The following is an 18,070-nucleotide window of genomic DNA, read 5'->3' as shown; positions in this document are numbered from 1 at the left end:
TGGGTAGCCTGGCCGCCGTGAAGAGCTGGTGGTCCGTCGGGGCGGGCGGGGGTGGGTGGTCCCGGGCGGCCGTCCGGCGGCGGAGCGCCGATCTGCTCCTGTGGGCGACCACCGCCGCCCCGATCGGGTACGCGGGCGTCACCCCGCCGCACTCGGCGTACGCCTCCGCCCTGACGGCCGGCGCGCTGCTGCTGCTCGCCGCGGCGGTCGCGGTGAGCCGGCGGTGGCCGGTGGTCGCCCTGGTCGTCGTGGTGCTCGGGTCGCTGCTGGACGGCAACTTCCTCTTCGCGATCCCGGTGTTCAGCTACCTGACCGGTCGCCGCAGCGCCACCGCCGTCCCGGCCGCCGTCGCCTTCGCCGTGCTCGCGGCCGGCGGCACCGTGCTCAACCTGGGGCTGCTCGGCACCGGCGCGGCCACCTGGTTCCTGCTCGCCTCCGTGCTGCTCTTCGCCGGGGTGTTCCCGTGGCTCGTCGGGCGGTACCGGCGCCAGCAGGCCGTGCTGGCCGACGCCGGCCGCCGGCACGTCGAGGCGCGGGACCGGGAGCGGCGGGGCGCCGCCGAGCGGATCCGGCTGCGGGAGCGGGCCCGCATCGCCCAGGAGATGCACGACTCGCTCGGGCACGACCTGAGCCTGATCGCCCTGCGCGCCGCCGCGCTGGAGGTCGCCGGCGACCTCGCGCCCTGGCACCGGGCCGCCGCCGGGGAGCTGCGGGCCAGCGTCGCCGCCGCCACCGAGCGGCTGCACGGGATCATCGGGGTGCTGCGGGAGCCGGACGGCGCGGCGACCACCCGGCCGGCCGACGAGAGCGTCGCCGAGCTGGTCGACGGGGCCCGGGAGGCGGGCATGGCGGTGCGCCTGGACGGCGCGGACGCCCTCGCGGTGCTGTCCCCGATGGCCGCGCACACCGCGCACCGGGTGGTCCGCGAGGCGCTGACCAACGCCGCCCGGTACGCACCCGGCGCGGCGGTCAGCGTCGTGTTGCACCGCGACGGCGACCGGCTCGAGGTGGCCGTCGTCAACGCGCCCCCACCGGCCGGGCCGCTGCCGGGACCGCCGTCCACCGGTTCCGGCCTGCTCGCCCTCGCCGAGCGGGTCCGGCTCGCCGGCGGCGCCCTGACGACCGGTCACCAGGACGGTGGCGGCTTCGCCGTCCGCGCCCGCCTGCCGGGGGCGACCCGGGCGGGCGACGACGCCCTCCCGTTGCTGGCGACCCGGGCGGGCGCCGACGCCCTCCCTCCCGTAGCCGCTCGGCCGGGGGCCTTCGCCCTCCCGTCGCGCACGGGCGACTCCGGCCGGGCCGGTGGCCGGTGGCCGGTGGGCGGGTGGTTAGCGGGCGAGGCGGACGAGCCGGGGTTTCCGGTCGCCTCAGCAACGGGGGCGGGCACCGATCCGTCGGACGGCGGGTCGCCGGGGGAGCGGCCGTCGCCGTCGCCGTCGAGGTCCGCGACCGCGACCGAGGCCGAGCGGCGGCTGCGCGACGCCCGCCGGCGGGTGCGGCTCAGCCTGCTGACGGCGCTCGGCGCCCCGGCGGGTCTCGCGCTGGTCCTCTCCCTGGTCTACTACCCGGTCGCCACCGCCGGGACGGTCCTCGACGACGGGGCCTTCGCGCGGATGCCCGTCGGCGCGCAGCGCGCCGAGCTGACCGGGCTGCCCCGACGGCAACTGGCCCCGCCCGCCGGGACGGCACGCCCCGGCTGCGAGCACTACACCGACGGCAACTTCCCCCTGGCCCAACCGACGTGGCGGCTCTGCTTCGTCGAGGGTCGGCTGGTCAGCAAGGAGCGGATCGACGGATGAACGCCGACACGGCCGGCCCGGTGCGGGTCGTCCTCGCCGACGACGAGGCGATGATCCGGGCCGGTGTCCGGGCCATCCTGGCCACCGATGCGGGCATCGAGGTGGTGGCCGAGGCCGGCGACGGCCGGGCCGCGGTGGAACTCGTCCGGGCGCACCGGCCCCGGGTGGCGCTGCTGGACATCCGGATGCCGAGGATGGACGGGCTCACCGCCGCCGCCGAGATCCGCCGGCTCGTGCCGGAGACGGCGACGCTCATGCTGACCACGTTCGGCGAGGACGACCACGTCGCCCGGGCGCTCGGGCACGGGGCGAGCGGATTCCTGCTCAAGGCCGGCGACCCGCGCGAGCTGATCGCCGGTGTGCACGCCGTCGCCGACGGTGGCGCGTACCTGTCGCCGCGGGTGGCCCGCCGGGTCATCGAGCTGGGCGGTGACCGGGTGGCCCGTCGGCCCGTGGCCCGGGACCGGCTGGCCGGGCTGACCGAGCGTGAGCGGGAGGTCCTCGCGCTGGTCGGGGTCGGGCTGTCCAACGCCGAGATCGCCCGCCGGCTGCACCTGGTCGAGGGGACCGTGAAGAGCTACCTGACGAGCATCTTCACCCGGCTCGAGGTGCGCAACCGGGTGCAGGCGGCGATCCTCGCGTACGAGGCGGGGCTGGTCGAGCCGACCGGCTGACCCGCCCCGCCCCGGCACCGCACGCGTCCGGGTGCCTCAGGCGTCCCGGCGGCGCATCGCGGCCCGGCCCAGCAACAGCGCCGCGCCGGCCCAGCCCGCGAGCAGGAGCAACCCGACCGGCGCCGGGTACGGGTCGGTGTCCCCGGCCAGGAAGTGCCCGCCGGCGACCCCAGGGAAGGCGTCGGCGACCCGGTTGAGCACGGCGATGTCCGGCTCCTGCAACGACAGCGGAACGATCATCAGGGTGGCGACGAGCACGGTCAGGGTGAGCACCGCGCTGCGCAGGGCCGCGCCGAGCCCGAGGGCCAGCACGCCGACCAGCGCCAGGTAGGTCGCCACCGCGAGGACGTCGCTGACCGTGCCGCCAGCCGGCGCGGCGCCCCAGCGGCCGAGCACCGGCCGCGCCACGAGCGCGCCGACCGCGCCGAGCAGCAGCCCGAGCGCGAACGTCACCGCCCCGGTCACCGCGGCCTTGGCCAGCAGCACCCGGCCGCGCGACGGCGTGCACTGCAGGGTGGTACGGATCGTGCCGCTGGTGAACTCGCTGGTGACCACGAGCAGGCCCAGCGCCAGCACGGCGTACTGGGTCAGCTCGACCGAGCCGATCACGACGCTGCCGACGGTGACGATCCCGGCGTCGTCGGCCGGGTCGTCGTTGGTGTTCGCGTTGGCGGCGTAGATGGCCAGCTGACCGGCGGTGGCGGCCATCAGCAGCACCCCGGCCAGCAGCGACCACCAGGTGGAACGCACGGACCACAGCTTGGTCCACTCGGCGGAGATCGTGTTCATCGTGCCTCGTTCCGGGTGGGGGTGCCGGCGTACTCGACGCTGTCGGCGGTCAGTTCCATGAAGGCCTGTTCCAGGGACGCCCCGTGCGGGCTGAGCCCGTGCAACCGCACCCCCAGCTCGTACGCCAGATCGCCGATCCGCTCGACGGTGGCGCCGGTGACGGTCAGCTCGTCCGGGCCGGCCGGCTCGACGGCGGCCCCGGCGGCGGTGAGCCGCCCGGCGAGCGCGGCGAGGCCGGCCGGCTGCGGGCTGCGTACCCGGACGGCCACCGCGCTGCCGGCGATGACCTCGTCGATCGGCGCGTCGGCGAGCAGGCGACCCCGGCCGATCACCACGAGCCGGTCGGCGGTGAGCTGCATCTCGGTCATCAGGTGGCTGGAGACGAAGATCGTCCGGCCCTCGTCTGCCAGCGACCGCATCAGCTGCCGGACCCAGCGCACCCCGTCCGGGTCGAGGCCGTTGACCGGCTCGTCGAACATCAGCACCGGCGGGTCGCCGAGCAGCGCACCGGCGATGCCGAGCCGCTGGCCCATGCCGAGGGAGAGGGTGCGGCCGGGCTTGGCCGCGGCGCGGGCGTCCAGCCCCACGGTGGCGAGCACCTCGTCCACCCTGCGGTCCGGTATCCCGTTGCTGCGGGCCATCGCGAGCAGGTGCGCCCGACCCGAGCGGGCGGGATGCACGGCCCGGGCGTCGAGCAGCGCGCCGACCTCGCGCAGCGGGCGCCGCAGCTCCCGGTACGTCCGCCCGCCCACGAGCGCCTGCCCGGCGGTGGGCCGGTCCAGCCCGAGGATCATCCGCATGGTGGTGGACTTGCCCGCGCCGTTCGGGCCGAGGAACCCGGTGACCCGGCCGGGTCCGATGTCGACGGTCAGGGCGTCGACGGCGGTCGTGTCCCCGAACCGCTTGGTCAACCCACGTAATGTGATCATGCACTGACGCTAGGTCCGGCACCCCCGCCCCGACCGCGCCCGAACGGCACCACCGTCCACTGACTTTCGTCGGGTCTCTCCCACCGCCACCCCTCCCGCCGGGCGACGCGGTCCGCTCCGGCGTCCTGATCACCGCTGGTTGGCCGGTGTTCCTGGCCTGCCACGGCGCGCGCACCACGGCGGGCGTGCCGGTTCAGCGCCTGCGGACGACGAAGGCGTCGGGCATCCGGAAGGTCAGGTTGTCCGGGCACCACGGCTCGCGGAGCACGGTCACCCCGTCCAGCAGCGGGGTGGTCTCCGTGACCACCACCGCCGCCTCCATCCGGGCCAGTTGGTCGCCGACGCACCGGTGCGCGCCCGCCCCGAAGGCCAGGTGCCGGCGGGAGCCCCGTTGTCCGGGCCGGAACTCGTCCGGCGCGTCGACGGTGGCCGCATCCCGTCCGGCGCGGGCCAGCCAGAGCACGATGCTGGTGCCCGCCGGCACCGCCGTCCCGCCCAGCGTGGTGTCCACCGCCGCCACCCGTCGCCAGGTCACGATCGGCGGCTCCAGCCGCAGCCCCTCCTCGACCACGTCGGCGACCGCGACGGTGCCGTCGCGCAGGCCGGCCAGCACGGCCGGCTCGCCGGTCAGCCGGTGCAGCAGCAGGGTGAGGAACTGCGAGGTCGTCTCCTGGCCGGCCACCAGCAGGAAGAACAGCGCGCCGACCACCACGTCGGGCGGGTGCCCGGCAGCCCGCAGCGACCCGGCCAGGCCGCCCCCGGTCGCGGCGAACTCCCGCAGCACCCGGTGGAAGCGGCCCACCTCAGCGGCGAGGGCCTGCTGCCGTCCGGCGTCCAGCGGCGCCCAGAACAGCTCCAGCGCGGCGCGGGCGAACTCCTTCACGGCGCCGACCGGTGCGTCCGGCAGCTCGACCAGCCGCGCCAGCACCAGCAGCGGCAGGTCGGCGGCGAGTTCGGCGTACAGGTCCACCGACCCGCCGGCGTCCAGGGTGGCGGCGATCCCGCCGACGCGCTCCCGGACCAGCCCGGTCAGCCAGGGCCGCTGGGCGGCGACCCGCGTCGGGTGCAGGGCGTCGGCGACGATCGCCCGGATCGCCGGGTGGCTGGCGCCACCGTTGTTCGCCAGGGTCGGCGGCAGCCGGAACCGGTGCCCGGCCAGCACCCGCAGCGCGGCCACCGGCATCGGGGTCACCGCGTCCAGCGCGTTGTCCGGCCGGTACGTCGTGGGATCGGTGAGCACCTGTCGGACCAGGGCGTGCCGGGTCACGACCAGGTGAGCGACCCCCACGTGGTCGGCCACCCGGGCCACGTCCGGCCAGTGCGCGTCGGCGGTCTGCGCCCAGCTCCGGAACAGCACGCCGACACGCTAGCGGCCCGCCCCCGGCAGCCCCGCCCGCAACTGCCACACCGTGGTGCGCTTCACCCGTACGCTCTCCAGCGTCTCGGGCACCGGCACGTCGTAGACGGCCAGCTCGTCGAAGCGGTCGTGGGGCAGGAAGGCCCGGCCGGGGTCGCCGACCAGCACCCGGGCCCCGGAGCGGGCGGCCCGGAGCAGGAAGCGCAGCACCCGGTTGGCCATCGCCTGGCTGTAGAACACGTCCCCGGCGAGCACCACCTCGGCACCACCGGCGTCGCCGTCGAGGACGTCGCCGAGTTCGGCGTCGACGCGTACCCCGTTGGCCTCGGCGTTGACCGCGACGGCCGCGACGGCCAGCTCGTCGATCTCCACCGCGCGCACGGCGGCGGCGCCGGCCCGCGCGGCGGCGATGGCGACCAGCCCGGAGCCCGCGGCGAGGTCGAGCACCCGGCGGCCGGCGACCAGCTCCGGGTGGTCGGTGACGTACCGGGCCAGCGCCTGCCCGCCGGCCCAGGCGAAGGCCCAGAACGGCGGCGGCTGCGCGCTGCGGAACTCGCCCTCGGTCAACTCCCACAGCCCGATGGCGTCGTCCGCCTGGTGCAACCGCACCTCGGGAACGAAGGCGACCGGGGAGAGGCTGGCGTGCAGCCGGACGAAGGCGGCAGAGAGGTCGGACACGCCGGCGATTGTCCCCCGCCGCCCGGACCCGCCGACCGGCGCCACCCCGGCCGGCACCGCCCGGCTGCCGGCGCGCGGTCGTCGGGGCCAGGCGTGTCGCGGGGGAGGGGTGACCGGTTCACCACCGTCGGTTAAATCAGCCCCCGCGCTTGGCGACCGGTGCGAACACGCCCGTCTACCGGCCGGCCGGTGGCGCTGGCAGCGTTGCGGGTTGGCGGCGACCGACGGGAGGTGGGAACGGTGGCGACCGGGTGGCGGTACGCGCTACGGGCCGGGGTGGTGCTCGGCTGCCTGACCGGGGCGGGTCTGCCCGTGCCCGCGCAGGCGGCCTTCACCACCGAGCTGAGCGGCCTGCCTGACGAGTTCACCGCCGGGGGCCGGGTGGAGACCGTCTCCGCCGTGGTCTCCCGCGACGACGGCGGCTGCGACAAGGTCCGCTGGTCGATGGTGCTGCGGGTACGCGGGATCCGGCTCGACCAGGTCAGGATGGACCGGGTCGAGGAGACCGGCTCGTTCCCGCTGGACATCCGCGCCGACGGGGACGTGGCCCGGCTGACCGACCGTCGGCTCGACCCGGGCACGCTCTGCCTCGGGCGGACGGTCACCGCCCGCTACCGGTTGGCCTTCGCCGGGGACGTCACCCGGGGGCGGATCACCCTGGCGGCGGAGGCGTACGACGCGAACCTGCGGCTGCTGTCCCGGCAGACGGCGACGCGGTCGGTGGTCGGGTCGGCCGCCCGGACGGCCGCGCCCGAGGAGCCGGAGCCCCGCGCCACCCCGGCCGATCCGACCGGATTGGCCGCGACGACCGCAGAAGCGGCGGAGCCCGGGGAGGCGGCCGCCGCCGACGAGCCGGTGACCGACGAACCCGTCACCGACGAGCCCGCGGCCGCCGGGGCGCCGCCGGCAGCCGGCGCGGGGCGGCCGGTGGCGGGGTCCGGGGGTTTCGGGGCCGTGCAGGCCGCGTTCCTGCTCGGCGGGCTGCTGCTCTCACTCGGCCTCGGCCTGCTGCTGCGGCTGCGCCACCTGACCCGGGCGGCCGGCGCGGACGACGACGCCGGGCCGGACCGGCGCTGGGAACGGCCCGCCGCGCCCGGGCGGTGGCGGGCCGCCCGCCGCTGACCGGGGGGACGCCACCGGGACCGGTCACCGGAGGTGGTCCGTCGGGGCCGGCCGACGCGCCGACCGGCCCCGACGGGCGGTCACTTCGAAAACGCCTGGAACTCGGCGATGCGCACCTGCGTACGCGCCGGGCTGGCCGTCGCGCAGTCGGTGGTGGTCGCCGGGTCGTCGTCCTGCTCACCGGCGTAGGCGGGGCCGCCGGTGCACTGGCTGGCGAGCACCTCCAACCGCAGGTGCGTGGCCAGCGTGGTCGGCACCAGGAACTCGCGCAGGTTGACGTCCCGCACGTACGCCCGGTACGCCCCGCCGGGGAACGCGTCGGGCGCGCTGGTGTGGATCCGCCGCCAGTTCGCCGGATCCGCGCAGTCGGTCGTCTTCGCGTTGCACGCCGACACCGCGAACGAGCGCAGCGCGCTGAGCGCGTTCTGGCTGCCCGGGTCGGCGTCGCCGGCGATCGCCGGGCGCAGCATGGCGCTGACGTTCACCCGCTTCACGACCTGTGGGGCGTCCCCGGGCAGCGCCACGGTCACCTGCCGGCCGGCCACCCCGTCCAGGGAGGCCCAGTTGGTGGCCTCGGTGTCGTCGGCGATGCGCTCCAGGTTGACCCCGTCACCGGTGACCGTCGCGCCGGACGCCGTGGACGCCAGGTTCCGGCTCATCCGAAGGTCGACGTACCCCTCCTTGCCGGCCTTGGCGACCACGGTCAGCCGCTGGTGGCCGAAGCCGGGCGCGACGGCGAGCAGCTGGTACGTGCCGGGCACAAGCTCGACGGTGTCCGGCAGCGCGGTGGCCGGGTCGGTGTCGGCCACCGGCACCGCCCGCGCCTCGTACGCCCCGACGTACACCCGGATCGGCGCGTCGGCGCTGTCGCCCTTCGGCCGGAGGGTGAGCACCGCGTTGTCGGCGCCGGGGGCGGCGAAGCTCGGCGTCGGGTCCGTGTCGGCGGCGCCGTTGGTGGCGGCGTCGCGGCCCATCCCGGAGCGGGCGAACTCGGCCCAGAGCAGGTCCTGGTTGGCGCCGCCGAAGCGGAGCAGGTCGGCGGTGAGCATGTTGTCCCGCATGTCGAGCATGCTCACCTGGCTGGCGGCCTGGAGCAGGAACGAGTCGAAGACCAGCTGCGACCAGCGCCGGTTGCCCGGGCACTGCTCCACCGCCACCTTGCCGAGTGCGCAGTCGAGCTGCCGCTGCGGGGTGCCGGCGCCGTACCGCTTCATGAGCGCGGCGCGCACCCGGAAGTTGGTGGCGCTCCAGATCTCGCCGTCGGCGTGCACGGCGGGCCCGCCGGTGTTGTAGCCGACGTCGGAGTAGTTCAGCGGGCTGCGGCTGAAGTCGTGGTTGCGGATGCCGCTGACCAGGTTGCCGGTGACGTAGCCGCCGGTGACGTAGGGCGTCTCGCCGGGGGCGCGCAGCCCGTGCTGGAACAGGTACTCGGCGGCGAGCAGATCGCTCCACGACTCGCCCATCGAGCCGCCCTGGTGCCCGCTGATGCCGCTGTCCGGGCCGGCGATCATGCGGTTGGTGATGGCATGGGTGTACTCGTGCCCGATCACCGTCATGTCGTAGTCGCCGTCGACGCAGGGCGGGTACGGCCCGCCGGCCTGCGGCTGCCACAGGTACATGTTGGTGGTGGGCGGCAGGCCGTCGCGCGGCGTGCCCTGGTTGGCGTTGTTCCGGTTGCCGCTGAGCGCGCCCTGCTGGGCGCGGCCCTGCTCGGCGTCGCCACCCAGGCCCTGCGGGGTCAGGTTGACCGCCTGGAGGTTCCAGGTCGCCTCGGTGAAGCCGAGGTGCCATGCCCAGTCGTGCATCCGGTTGTGCATGGCGAACAGGTTGGCGATCGCGGCGTCGCCGTCGTTGCGCTGCGCCGAGGTGAACACCTGCGGGTTGCAGCGGGCCTGGTGCCACTGGTCGGTGAACGGGTACTCGTAGCGGCGCTCCGGGCTGGGCGTGGCCGGTACGGCCGGCGTGCCGCCGCCCCAGGAGAGCACGGTGTTGGCGGAGTTGCCGCGGGCGGTGCCGGTCGGCGTGCCGGTGGCCGCGTCGACGTCCCAGGGCTGGCCGGTGGCCGGGTCGCGGAAGGCCGCCTGGCAGCCCGGCGCGGGGTCGCCGCACCAGCGCACCCGGGGATCCTGCCCGGGGCCCAGGTCGCGTGGCGGGGTGGCCGGGAAGACCGCCCAGCTCGGGTTGTCCGAGTCGAAGTCGACGAGGTCCTCGCGGACCAGCACCTGCCCGGTGATCCCGTCGACGTAGGTGGTGAACGCCTCCGGGTGGTCGGTGTCGGCGCCGATCAGGGTCACCTCGTAGGCGGCCCGGGGGCCGTCGAGCGGGGTGGGCACGGCGACGGCGCGGACGCTGTGGCTGCGTACCGCCTCGGCGGTCAGGCCGGCGTCGGCGCGCGCCGCGGCGTACGCCTGCTCGTCGGTGAGGGTGGCCGGCGCCGGCGCGGCGGTGTCCCGGGACAGCGAGGAGCTGACCGCGAGGACCTTGCCGCCGGCGACCGCGACGGTGACCAGGCCGTCGTGCCCGGCCGGCAGATCGCCGAAGCGCTGCCGGAGCGTGACGACGGCGCCGGCGCCGATCGGGCGGACCAGGACCCGGTCCATCGCGTCGACCGCCGCGGCGTCCAGGCCGAAGAGGTCGTGATGACCGGTGAGGTACGCGCGGGCGGCCGCCTCCGGCTCGGCGGGGAGACCGGTGGCGAGGGGCGCGCTGCCGGGGCCGAGCGCGTGCGGGGTGCCGAGCCGGTTCCAGCGGGCGTCCGGGTCGGCCCTGCGCGCCAGGCCCCGCTGCCGCGCGTCGGGGGCGGCGGTGCCGGGGCGGTTGTCGACGTCGGCGTGCTGGTGCTGCCCCTCGGCGAACGGGCCGGAGCGCCGCTCGGCGGAGGCGCCACCGGTGGGGGCGGCTGCGGTGGGGCCGGTGGGCAGCAGCGCGGCCGCCACCGCGGTCGCCGCCAGGACGGGGACGAGTCGGCGTCGCCGCCGGCTCATCCAGGGTGTCCACTCCGGTTGTGCCACGGGACCTCCTCGTGGGAGCGGGGTGGCCGGCCCTCCGCCGGCCCGCGCAGCGCGGTTACGCATGCGCATCTGTGGATATCAGCCTGCCTTGGCGGGAACAAGGGTCGCGCCTACTCAAGGCGGCCCGGCGCGGCCCCGGACGCCGTGGCGGGCCGACTCCCCGCGCTGGTTTCGACAAAAACAGTCCCTTGTACACGGACGTGACGGCTGTCACAGTCGAGGGAGGACCGAGAGATCGGAGGCCGGCCATGGCCCTCGACCCCGCAGCGCCCGCCACCGCCGCCGGGTGGCGGGACGCCCGCCGGCCGTTCTGGCCGCTGGCGTTGCTCGTCCCGGCGCTGCCGTTCGTCGGCTGGGCGACCTGGCGGGCCACCGGCGACGCGTGGGCCTGGTGGCTCACCCCCGCCGCCGTGTTCGTCCTGATCCCGGTGGTCGACCTGCTGGTCGGCGAGGACCGGCGCAACCCGCCCGACGAGGCGGTGCCCCGGCTGGCCGCCGACGGCTACTACCGCTGGCTGACCTACCTCTACCTGCCCGCCCAGTACACGGCCCTGGTGCTCTGCTGCGCGGTCTGGGCCCGGGGCGGCCTGACGGTGGCCGGCGCGGCCGGCCTGGTCGCCACGATCGGGGTGGTCGACGGCATCGCCATCAACACCGCCCACGAGCTGGGCCACAAGCGGGAGAGGCTGGAGCGCTGGCTGTCCAAGGTGGCCCTCGCGCCGGCCGCGTACGGGCACTTCCACGTCGAGCACAACCGGGGCCACCACACCCGCGTCGCCACGCCGGAGGACCCGGCCAGCGCCCGGCTGGGGGAGAGCTTCTGGGCGTTCTGGCCGCGTACCGTCTCAGGCAGCCTGCGCTCGGCGTGGCGGCTGGAGACCGGCCGGTTCCGCCTGCGGGGCCGCAGCCCGTGGACGTGGCGCAACGACGTGCTCAACGCGTTCGCGATGACCCTCGCGCTCTATGCGGCGCTGGCCGTCGCCTTCGGCCCGGGCGTGCTGCCGTTCCTGGCGCTCCAGGCGGTGGTCGGGTTCTCCCTGCTGGAGGTGGTCAACTACCTGGAGCACTACGGGTTGGCGCGGCAGCGCACCTCCGCCGGGCGCTACGAGAGGGTCGACCCCCGGCACAGTTGGAACAGCGACCGCAGCGTGACCAACATCTTCCTCTTCCAGCTCCAGCGGCACAGCGACCACCACGCCAACCCGCTGCGCCGCTACCAGACGCTGCGCACCTTCGAGTCCTCCCCGCAGCTGCCCGCCGGCTACGCCACGATGGTGGTGGCCGCGCTGGTGCCGCCGGTGTGGCGCCGGCTGATGGACCACCGGGTGCTCGCCCACTACGGCGGGGACCTGTCGCTGGCCAACGTCCACCCGCCGGCCCTGCGCCGGCTGCGGGAGCGCCGGCGGCGCGGCCCGGTGGCCGCCTGACGGCCGTTCGCGTCCCGGCGCGCTGCCGGCGGTGGCTCCGCCGGGTCGCGCCCCCGGCACGCTGCCCGGGCCGGCTCCCGCCGGGTCGCGTCGCGGCGTCCGTCCGGGAGGGCGCTCAGGGCGTCCCGTCGGGGTTCCTCACGGCGCCCAGTCGGGGTCGCGGCCGAAGGCGGCGACGAGGCGGTCCTGCTCGTCCGCCCGCGCCGGCACGTCGACCTGCGGCCGGATGAGCCGGCCCCGCTGGTAGTCGCCGATCCGCCGGCCGAACCACCGCGCGCACGCGGCGACCGCGTCGGGGTCCAGCCGGGGGTCCGCGCCGATCGCCACGGCGAGGTCCCAGCCGTGGATCAGGTGCTCCGCGGTCAGTTGGTGCAGGTACTCGTCGGCGGGGGTCTCGCCGGAGGAGAGCCCGACGGTGCGCTCCAGCGCCCCCGGGTGGGTGAAGGCCAGTTCGGCCTGCCCCGCCGCCTCCCGGGCCGCGTCGGCCGGGTCCGGGCCGAGCAGGTCGCCGTCGTAGCGGTCGCCGACCTGCTCGATCGTCCGCCCCGCGAGCAGCGCGACGCTCCACCGGTCCTCGCCCACCACGTGGTTGACCAGCGCCCGGACGTCCCAGTCGGGGCACGGGGTCGGGTCCGACCACTGGTCGGGGCCGACCTGCGCCACCCGGTCGGTGAACTCGGCCAGGCTGCGGCGGTACGTCTCCAGCGGGTCCATGCCGACGATTGTTCCGGCTGCCTGGGGGAGCCGAGCGGTTTTGCCGGCTTCGCGGGCGGGCGGAGCGCCGGTCGTGACCGCCGCCCCTTGGCACGGAGCGCCGGTCGTGCCCGGCCGGCCTCGTCGGGGACCCGGCCGCCGGCGCGTCGCCCCGCGCGGGCGGTGATCGGCACTGGCGCGTCGTGCGCCGGCCGCCCCACCGGGCTTCCTGCCCGGCTCAGTCCAGCTGCGCCGGGTCGAGCCCCAGCTCGCGGGCGGTGAGCAGGCGCACCCACTCGGCGAACTGCCGGCGGGAGATCACCCGGTCGTGCACCGCGAGCTGCACCGCCAGCCCGTCCACCACCGCGCTGATCCGCCACGCCGCCCCGGCCGGGTCGGCGCAGTCGAAGGTGCCCTCGCGGACCCCGTCCGAGATGACCGTCGCCAGGTCCTCCCGCCAGCGCAGGTCGAGCCGGCGGGAGACCTTCTCCAACTCCGGGGTACGCAGCGACTCCGCCCAGCCGTCGATCCACATGGCCCAGGAGGTCGCCCGGCCCGCGGGCGTGTAGAGCCGCACGATCCGGCGGAGCTTGGTCAGGGGCGGGGCGCTGGAGCGCATCACCGCGTCCAGGCGGGCCAGATCCTGCTCCACCGCGTACGCGAACGCCTGCGCGAGCAGCCGGTCCTTGGTGGCGAAGTGGTAGAAGACCAGCGCCTGGCTCACCCCGGCGGCCTGTGCCACGTCGGCCGTGCGGGTGTTGGCCAGACCGCGTTCCACGATCACGTCACAGGCCGTGCGCAGCAGGGCATCCAGGCGGATCTCGGCCGCACGTCTCGTCACGCCGTTACCGTAGCCCATCCGATCGAACACGGGCAGTTACGGATCACGGTGCCTTCGGCCGACTACAGTCGGAAGCCGGACAGTTCCGGGGGCGGATCCCGGCCGTGGGCCGCGCCGGCCGCGGATGGACGGGACGAGTCCGGCCCATCCTCCTAGGAAGCTCAGGCGACGGGCGGGACGTCACCCTTCCGCCGCAGGTGGTGGCGTTCGAGTCCCACCCGACTCGCCGGGAGCCACCCCGATTTGGCAACCGCTCGCCGGCTCGGCTAAAGTTCTCACCCGTCACCGGTTAACGCCGGAGACACGCGGACGTAGCGCAGCTGGTAGCGCATCACCTTGCCAAGGTGAGGGTCGCGGGTTCGAATCCCGTCGTCCGCTCGGAGCTGCCGCCACGCATGACGGGGGCAACCTCGGTGGGGTGGCCGAGAGGCGAGGCAACGGCCTGCAAAGCCGTGTACGCGGGTTCAAATCCCGTCCCCACCTCGGTAACAAGCGAGGGCGATTGGCGCAGTGGGAGCGCGCTTCCTTGACACGGAAGAGGTCACTGGTTCAAACCCAGTATCGCCCACCAACACGAAGGCCCGTCACCATCCGGTGACGGGCCTTCGCCGTTCGTCCGCCCACGCCGAGCCCGCGCGACGGCACCCTCGGGGGCGCGGGCCGGCTCGTGACGAAGGCCGGCGGTGACGAAGCCGGAGCCCATGGCGGGGGAGGATCCGCGGCCACCGGCGGCGAAGGCCCGCCCGGCGTATCGACGGCGACCGCCCCGCCCACGGCCGTCAGGCGTGGACGGGGCGGTCGCACCTCCCCCCGGAGTGACCGGTCGGACGTGCTTCCCCGTGCCGCGCGTCCGGACGCGGGCCGGTGGGCGGCCGGCGGTCCCGTACCGGCTGCACCCCCACGGTAGGAAGCCCCTGCGGGCGAAGGCGAGGACCGATCCGCACAGCGAGGGCGTCGGGGGTGCCGGGCTGCACAGCGACCCCCCGCCGCCCTGTCCCGAGCCGGGCGATGACCCTCAGTCCGGTCGGGAGTCGAGGATCCGCAGCGCGAGCCACAGCTCGTGCCGGGCGCTCGGCCCGCGTAGCAGGGAACGTCCGAGGGCCTGCTCGGCCCGGGCCAGCCGCTTGCGTACGGCGGACACCGAGATCCCGAGCGCGGCGGCGGTGCCGGGGAGCCGGCCGTCGGCGCGGAGCCAGGCGCGTACCGTCGCCAGGCCCACGGCCGTCCCGTCGGTGCCCAGGAGCGCGACCTGGTCGTGCGCCCAGAGGCGCAGGGCCGGGGCGGCCAGCAGCCGGTCCAGGCCGTGCCACCGGATGTCCTCGTCGCCGCCGGGAGCCCCGCCCAGGCCGTCGCCGCGTACCCCGCGCGGCCCATCCCCGCGGGTTCCGCCCGGCTGGTTCCCGGGCGTTCCGCGCGGCCCATCCCCGCGGGTTCCGCCCGGCCGGTCCCCGCGGGTTCCGCCCGGACCGTCGCCGTCGTCGCCGTCGTCTTCGGGCGCGGTCGGGGCGAGCAGGCGCAGGGCCAGCCACGCGACCGACTGGTCGGAAACCCGGGACAGGTCCAGGGCGAGGCGGTCGCGCAGCAGCGCCAGCCGGGCCGCGAGGGTGTTGCGGTGGATCCGCAGGTGGCGGTGGGCCGCGCCGTCGAAGGCGAGCCACGAGCCGAGCGTGGCCAGCAGTTCCTGCCCGTCGGGGTCGGTGCGTCGGCCCGGCCGGTACGACAGGCACGGCGCCAGCAGCGTAGAGGCCCAGTCGCTGCCCGCCGGGCCCAGCGCGGACCGCAGGTCTGCCGGGCGGTCGAAGCGGCAGTGCCCCTCCGGCCGGCTGCGGGCCACCGCGAGCGCGTGGAACGCCTGCTCGTAGCCGACGGCGGTGCGGTGCAGCGGGACCGGCTCGCTCACCCCGACCCGGGTGTCCGGCACCCACTGGCTGATCAGCCGGCCCGCCGCGTCCGCGTCGGCGCGGCGGGCGCCCGGCGCTCCGCCGTGCTGCGGAACCAGCGCGATGAGGTGCCGGGAGCGCACCGGGCAGGGCACCACCCAGGCCCGCCCGCCCAGCGCGCGGGTCACCTGCCCGGCCGCCGCGCCGCGCCGGCCGGGGGCGCACTCGACGACGCACACCCGGGCCACGTCCGGCAGGTGAGGGCGCAGCGCCGCCGCGACGCGCCGGGCCGGCGCCACGTCGCCGACCATGAGCAGGTGCAGCACCGCCTCCCGGCCGCGACCGTCGCCGGCGGCCACCCGGCGTCGGGCCCGCTCGGAGCGGTCCAGCCGCCAGCAGAGCCCGAGGAGACGCGCGGCGTCGGCGAGCAGGTCGCCCGGGACCGAGGCCACCGGGTCGACGGCCGCGAGCCACGGTGGCGGGTCCGTCGCACCGTCGGGATCGCAGTCCGCGCCGTTCCCGGGCTCACCGGCACCGAGGGCGACGAGGTGGACGGTGGGCGCCCCGTCGCCGCCCCGCACGGCCGCCGGGGTGCCGCGCGCGTGCAGGTCGGGTACGGCGCGGGCGGCGACGGTCAGCACGGCCGGGGCGAGTGGGTGTCGACCCGCCCGGACGCTCAGGACCGTGCCGTCGACGCCGATCAGGGCGACCGTGGCGGCCGACCGGCGGGCCAGCTCGCCGAGGACGGCCGCCACCGGATCGGGGCCGGCGGCGAGCCGGGTCATCGCGACGACGGCCTCGGCGCGCTCGGGGCAGGGGCGCGGCGGCCGTCCGCGCGCCCGCGACCTGTCCGGCTCCGTCCGCATGGCAGCAGACGCTATTACCCGGTGACGACGGTCGCCAGCGAGCCCGTCGAGGGGCGACCCCGAGGCACCGGCCGCCGGGGCTGGGCGTACGGGCTGCCGGTATGCGACGTGCCGGTCACCCTGATCCGGGTGACCGGCACGTCGGTGCGTTGCGCGACCGTTCAGCTCCGGCGGCCGCGTGGGACCCGCGTCAGAGCGGCGGGGCGACGTCCCGGCGCTCCTCGACCCGCCGGTACTCGACCGGCTCGGTCGTGCTGACCACCTGGCGGCGGCGCCCCCAGATGAGCGTGGTCATGATGAGGCCGAGCACGCCGGCGGCCATCAGGATCCACCCGACGACGTCGAGGTTGATGCCGCCGAGGCTCGCGTCGAGCGCGAAGGTGAGGATCGCGCCGAGCGCGATCAGGAAGATGCTGGTGCCGATACCCACGACAGCCTCCTTGGTCAGGGGATGTGGTGTGCTGTCGATGGACCTCAGTACCCCGTGGTTGACCAGCGCAATCATCGCCTGGTCGGGCCGTCGGCGGGGCGGCGTGCCAGGCGATCTTGCCGTCGGGTAGAGTTTCCCCCGTCGCCGAGGAACATCGGCGGCACGCGGACGTAGCGCAGCTGGTAGCGCATCACCTTGCCAAGGTGAGGGTCGCGGGTTCGAATCCCGTCGTCCGCTCGCGATTCGCCCCTCGTGGTCCGGCCTGCCGGACCGGGCGGTCAGCCCCGGGCGATTGGCGCAGTGGGAGCGCGCTTCCTTGACACGGAAGAGGTCACTGGTTCAAACCCAGTATCGCCCACCAGAAGGTTGCCGTTCAAACGAGCGACGTTTCCCGTTTGAGCCGCCTAATCTCCCGCCCGCCCTCTGCGCGGCGAGTGCGGTGACCGGCACGTTCGTGTCGAACAGCTCTCCCGACTCCCAATCGATCCTGTTGTCTTCGGCCACGGTGAGCCGTTCGAAGAACGCCTTGCGTTCGTCGTTGGCCGTCGCATAGAGCGGTCGAACTCGCAGTAGCTCAGCTCCCGCAGCGGGCCGAAGATGTGCTCGGGGATCTCACCCGTGCGGTAGTGGTTGCCGGTCGCGTAGGCCTCGAACGTCCACTTGATCAGCGGCCGTGGGCCGGTCGAGAACGGCAAGGACAGGCGAGAATGCATGCACCCTCGTCATCGACAATGGAACGGCTCTGTGCGAGCACACCACTGATCCGCATAACTCGGCCTGTGAACCATGGTGGTTGCCGCGTCGGGTACTAAACTCGCCTCATGGGACTCTTGACCTTCAACATGAACTTCACTTTGGACGGGTGCGTCGACCATGAGGAGGGAATCGCCGACGACGAGACGCACGCCTTCTTCACCCGCCTCATGGACGAGGCCGGAGCGATGCTGTGGGGCCGCGTCACCTACGAGATGATGGAGAGCGCCTGGCCGGCGGTCGCCCGCGGCGACGTGGAGGCGCCGCCGGCGATGCGCGAGTGGGCGGTCAAGCTGGAGGCCAAGCCAAAATACGTGGTGTCGTCCACGCGAAAGGACTTCCCGTGGACCAACAGCCACCACATCGCCGACCTGCGCACGGGCGTGCAGGAGCTCAAGGACGCGACCCCGGCCGGCGTGCTCCTCTGTAGCGGCAAGCTCGCGACCGAGCTGGACCGGTTGGAGCTGATCGACGAGTACAAGTTCCTCGTCCACCCCCGGATCGCCGGCCACGGCCCGACCCTGTACCAGAGCGGGCTGCCCAGCACGCGACGGCTCGAGCTGGTCTCGGCGAAGCCGCTCAGCAACGGCGTGATCGCCGTGCACTACCGGCGCGCGCGCTGACTCGGAGCGGTCCCTTCGCGCCAAGCTCGCGGGCCGCGCGTCGTGGGGAGCCTTCTCGCCGCGCAACAAATTGTTCGCCACCCGGTCCCGCACATCCTCGATAGGTTGGCGCGACGGACGCGACGCCGGGTGCCTCGATCCCTTGAGAACACGCCGAATCAGCGAACGAAACGGCTTGCGGGGTTCGAGAAGCACCTG

14 protein-coding genes and 5 tRNA genes are annotated in these 18,070 nt (G+C 75.4%); 10 read left to right on the top strand and 9 right to left on the bottom strand.

The features are described 5' to 3' along the window. Window positions 1–17 precede the first annotated feature (17 nt). Both DER29_RS02765 and DER29_RS02760 read left to right on the top strand, forming a co-directional pair. Window positions 18–1,799, top strand: coding sequence for a sensor histidine kinase (locus DER29_RS02765; RefSeq protein WP_121398952.1), 1,782 nt, complete (start codon window positions 18–20; stop codon window positions 1,797–1,799). Next, a complete protein-coding gene (locus DER29_RS02760) occupies window positions 1,796–2,473 on the top strand; it encodes a response regulator transcription factor (protein ID WP_121395876.1) in 678 nt (225 codons plus the stop codon). The genes DER29_RS02765 and DER29_RS02760 overlap by 4 nt, the downstream gene beginning before the upstream one ends. Before the next feature lie 36 nt (window positions 2,474–2,509). Here the strand turns inward: DER29_RS02760 and DER29_RS02755 are convergent, their stop codons facing one another. The 4 genes from DER29_RS02755 to DER29_RS02740 form a co-directional block, all read right to left on the bottom strand. Continuing rightward, a complete protein-coding gene (locus DER29_RS02755; protein ID WP_121395875.1) occupies window positions 2,510–3,262 on the bottom strand; it encodes an ABC transporter permease subunit in 753 nt (250 codons plus the stop codon). Continuing rightward, a complete protein-coding gene (locus DER29_RS02750) occupies window positions 3,259–4,191 on the bottom strand; it encodes an ABC transporter ATP-binding protein (protein ID WP_121395874.1) in 933 nt (310 codons plus the stop codon). The genes DER29_RS02755 and DER29_RS02750 overlap by 4 nt, the downstream gene beginning before the upstream one ends. A 193-nt stretch (window positions 4,192–4,384) precedes the next feature. Continuing rightward, window positions 4,385–5,548 carry a cytochrome P450 gene (locus DER29_RS02745; RefSeq protein ID WP_121395873.1) on the bottom strand — a complete coding sequence of 388 codons (1,164 nt, stop codon included), beginning with the start codon at window positions 5,546–5,548 and terminating at the stop codon, window positions 4,385–4,387. Between the two features lie 9 nt (window positions 5,549–5,557). Then, complete coding sequence (locus tag DER29_RS02740) at window positions 5,558–6,226, bottom strand: methyltransferase (protein WP_121398951.1); 669 nt, start codon at window positions 6,224–6,226, stop codon at window positions 5,558–5,560. 240 nt (window positions 6,227–6,466) lie between these two features. On the opposite strand from DER29_RS02740, the gene DER29_RS02735 reads away from it, so the two are divergent. Continuing rightward, complete coding sequence (locus DER29_RS02735) at window positions 6,467–7,348, top strand: hypothetical protein (RefSeq protein ID WP_121395872.1); 882 nt, start codon at window positions 6,467–6,469, stop codon at window positions 7,346–7,348. A gap of 80 nt (window positions 7,349–7,428) precedes the next feature. Here DER29_RS02735 and DER29_RS02730 read toward each other — a convergent pair whose 3' ends face one another. Beyond that, a complete protein-coding gene (locus DER29_RS02730; RefSeq protein ID WP_121395871.1) occupies window positions 7,429–10,359 on the bottom strand; it encodes a M36 family metallopeptidase in 2,931 nt (976 codons plus the stop codon). A 248-nt stretch (window positions 10,360–10,607) separates the two neighbouring features. Here DER29_RS02730 and DER29_RS02725 point away from each other — a divergent pair, with 248 nt between their 5' ends. Continuing rightward, entirely contained in the window at window positions 10,608–11,786 is a 1,179-nt protein-coding gene (locus tag DER29_RS02725; RefSeq protein ID WP_121395870.1) for an alkane 1-monooxygenase, read from the top strand. A 138-nt stretch (window positions 11,787–11,924) separates the two neighbouring features. Here the strand turns inward: DER29_RS02725 and DER29_RS02720 are convergent, their stop codons facing one another. Continuing rightward, the gene (locus tag DER29_RS02720) at window positions 11,925–12,500 is read right to left on the bottom strand and encodes a TIGR03086 family metal-binding protein (RefSeq protein WP_121395869.1); all 576 of its coding nucleotides are present in this window, start codon (window positions 12,498–12,500) and stop codon (window positions 11,925–11,927) included. Window positions 12,501–12,717: 217 nt separating this feature from the next. Continuing rightward, the gene (locus DER29_RS02715) at window positions 12,718–13,320 is read right to left on the bottom strand and encodes a TetR/AcrR family transcriptional regulator (protein ID WP_121398949.1); all 603 of its coding nucleotides are present in this window, start codon (window positions 13,318–13,320) and stop codon (window positions 12,718–12,720) included. 305 nt (window positions 13,321–13,625) lie between these two features. Here DER29_RS02715 and DER29_RS02710 point away from each other — a divergent pair. From DER29_RS02710 to DER29_RS02700, 3 genes are all read left to right on the top strand, one after another. Further along, window positions 13,626–13,698: transfer RNA gene (locus DER29_RS02710), tRNA-Gly, on the top strand. 34 nt (window positions 13,699–13,732) lie between these two features. Beyond that, a tRNA-Cys gene (locus DER29_RS02705) sits at window positions 13,733–13,803 on the top strand. Between the two features lie 13 nt (window positions 13,804–13,816). After that, a tRNA-Val gene (locus tag DER29_RS02700) sits at window positions 13,817–13,891 on the top strand. Between the two features lie 444 nt (window positions 13,892–14,335). Here DER29_RS02700 and DER29_RS02695 read toward each other — a convergent pair. After that, window positions 14,336–16,066, bottom strand: a complete 1,731-nt coding sequence (locus tag DER29_RS02695; protein WP_199729102.1) for a helix-turn-helix domain-containing protein — start codon at window positions 16,064–16,066, stop codon at window positions 14,336–14,338. Between the two features lie 190 nt (window positions 16,067–16,256). Continuing rightward, entirely contained in the window at window positions 16,257–16,496 is a 240-nt protein-coding gene (locus DER29_RS02690; RefSeq protein WP_091620076.1) for a DUF6458 family protein, read from the bottom strand. 164 nt (window positions 16,497–16,660) lie between these two features. On the opposite strand from DER29_RS02690, the gene DER29_RS02685 reads away from it, so the two are divergent. The 3 genes from DER29_RS02685 to DER29_RS02675 all read left to right on the top strand — a co-directional run bounded on the left by DER29_RS02685 (window position 16,661) and on the right by DER29_RS02675 (window position 17,872). Continuing rightward, window positions 16,661–16,733: transfer RNA gene (locus tag DER29_RS02685), tRNA-Gly, on the top strand. A 49-nt stretch (window positions 16,734–16,782) separates the two neighbouring features. Beyond that, window positions 16,783–16,857 (top strand) — tRNA-Val (locus DER29_RS02680). A 460-nt stretch (window positions 16,858–17,317) separates the two neighbouring features. Further along, window positions 17,318–17,872, top strand: a complete 555-nt coding sequence (locus DER29_RS02675; RefSeq protein WP_121395868.1) for a dihydrofolate reductase family protein — start codon at window positions 17,318–17,320, stop codon at window positions 17,870–17,872. Window positions 17,873–18,070: the final 198 nt, after the last annotated feature.

The organism is Micromonospora sp. M71_S20, from assembly GCF_003664255.1.
Classification (GTDB): Bacteria; Actinomycetota; Actinomycetes; order Mycobacteriales; family Micromonosporaceae; genus Micromonospora.
The sequence above is the reverse complement of the archived record's forward strand: the minus strand, read 5'-3'. Positions and strand labels throughout refer to the sequence as shown.

Excerpts from the sequence above, each read along its gene's own strand:
- DER29_RS02750 (WP_121395874.1), bottom strand. The coding sequence starts at position 4,191 with ATGATCACATTACGTGGGTTGACCAAGCGGTTCGGGGACACGACCGCC.
- DER29_RS02695 (WP_199729102.1), bottom strand. The coding sequence starts at position 16,066 with ATGCGGACGGAGCCGGACAGGTCGCGGGCGCGCGGACGGCCGCCGCGC.
- DER29_RS02755 (WP_121395875.1), bottom strand. The coding sequence starts at position 3,262 with ATGAACACGATCTCCGCCGAGTGGACCAAGCTGTGGTCCGTGCGTTCC.
- DER29_RS02760 (WP_121395876.1), top strand. The coding sequence starts at position 1,796 with ATGAACGCCGACACGGCCGGCCCGGTGCGGGTCGTCCTCGCCGACGAC.
- DER29_RS02675 (WP_121395868.1), top strand. The coding sequence starts at position 17,318 with ATGGGACTCTTGACCTTCAACATGAACTTCACTTTGGACGGGTGCGTC.
- DER29_RS02720 (WP_121395869.1), bottom strand. The coding sequence starts at position 12,500 with ATGGACCCGCTGGAGACGTACCGCCGCAGCCTGGCCGAGTTCACCGAC.
- DER29_RS02725 (WP_121395870.1), top strand. The coding sequence starts at position 10,608 with ATGGCCCTCGACCCCGCAGCGCCCGCCACCGCCGCCGGGTGGCGGGAC.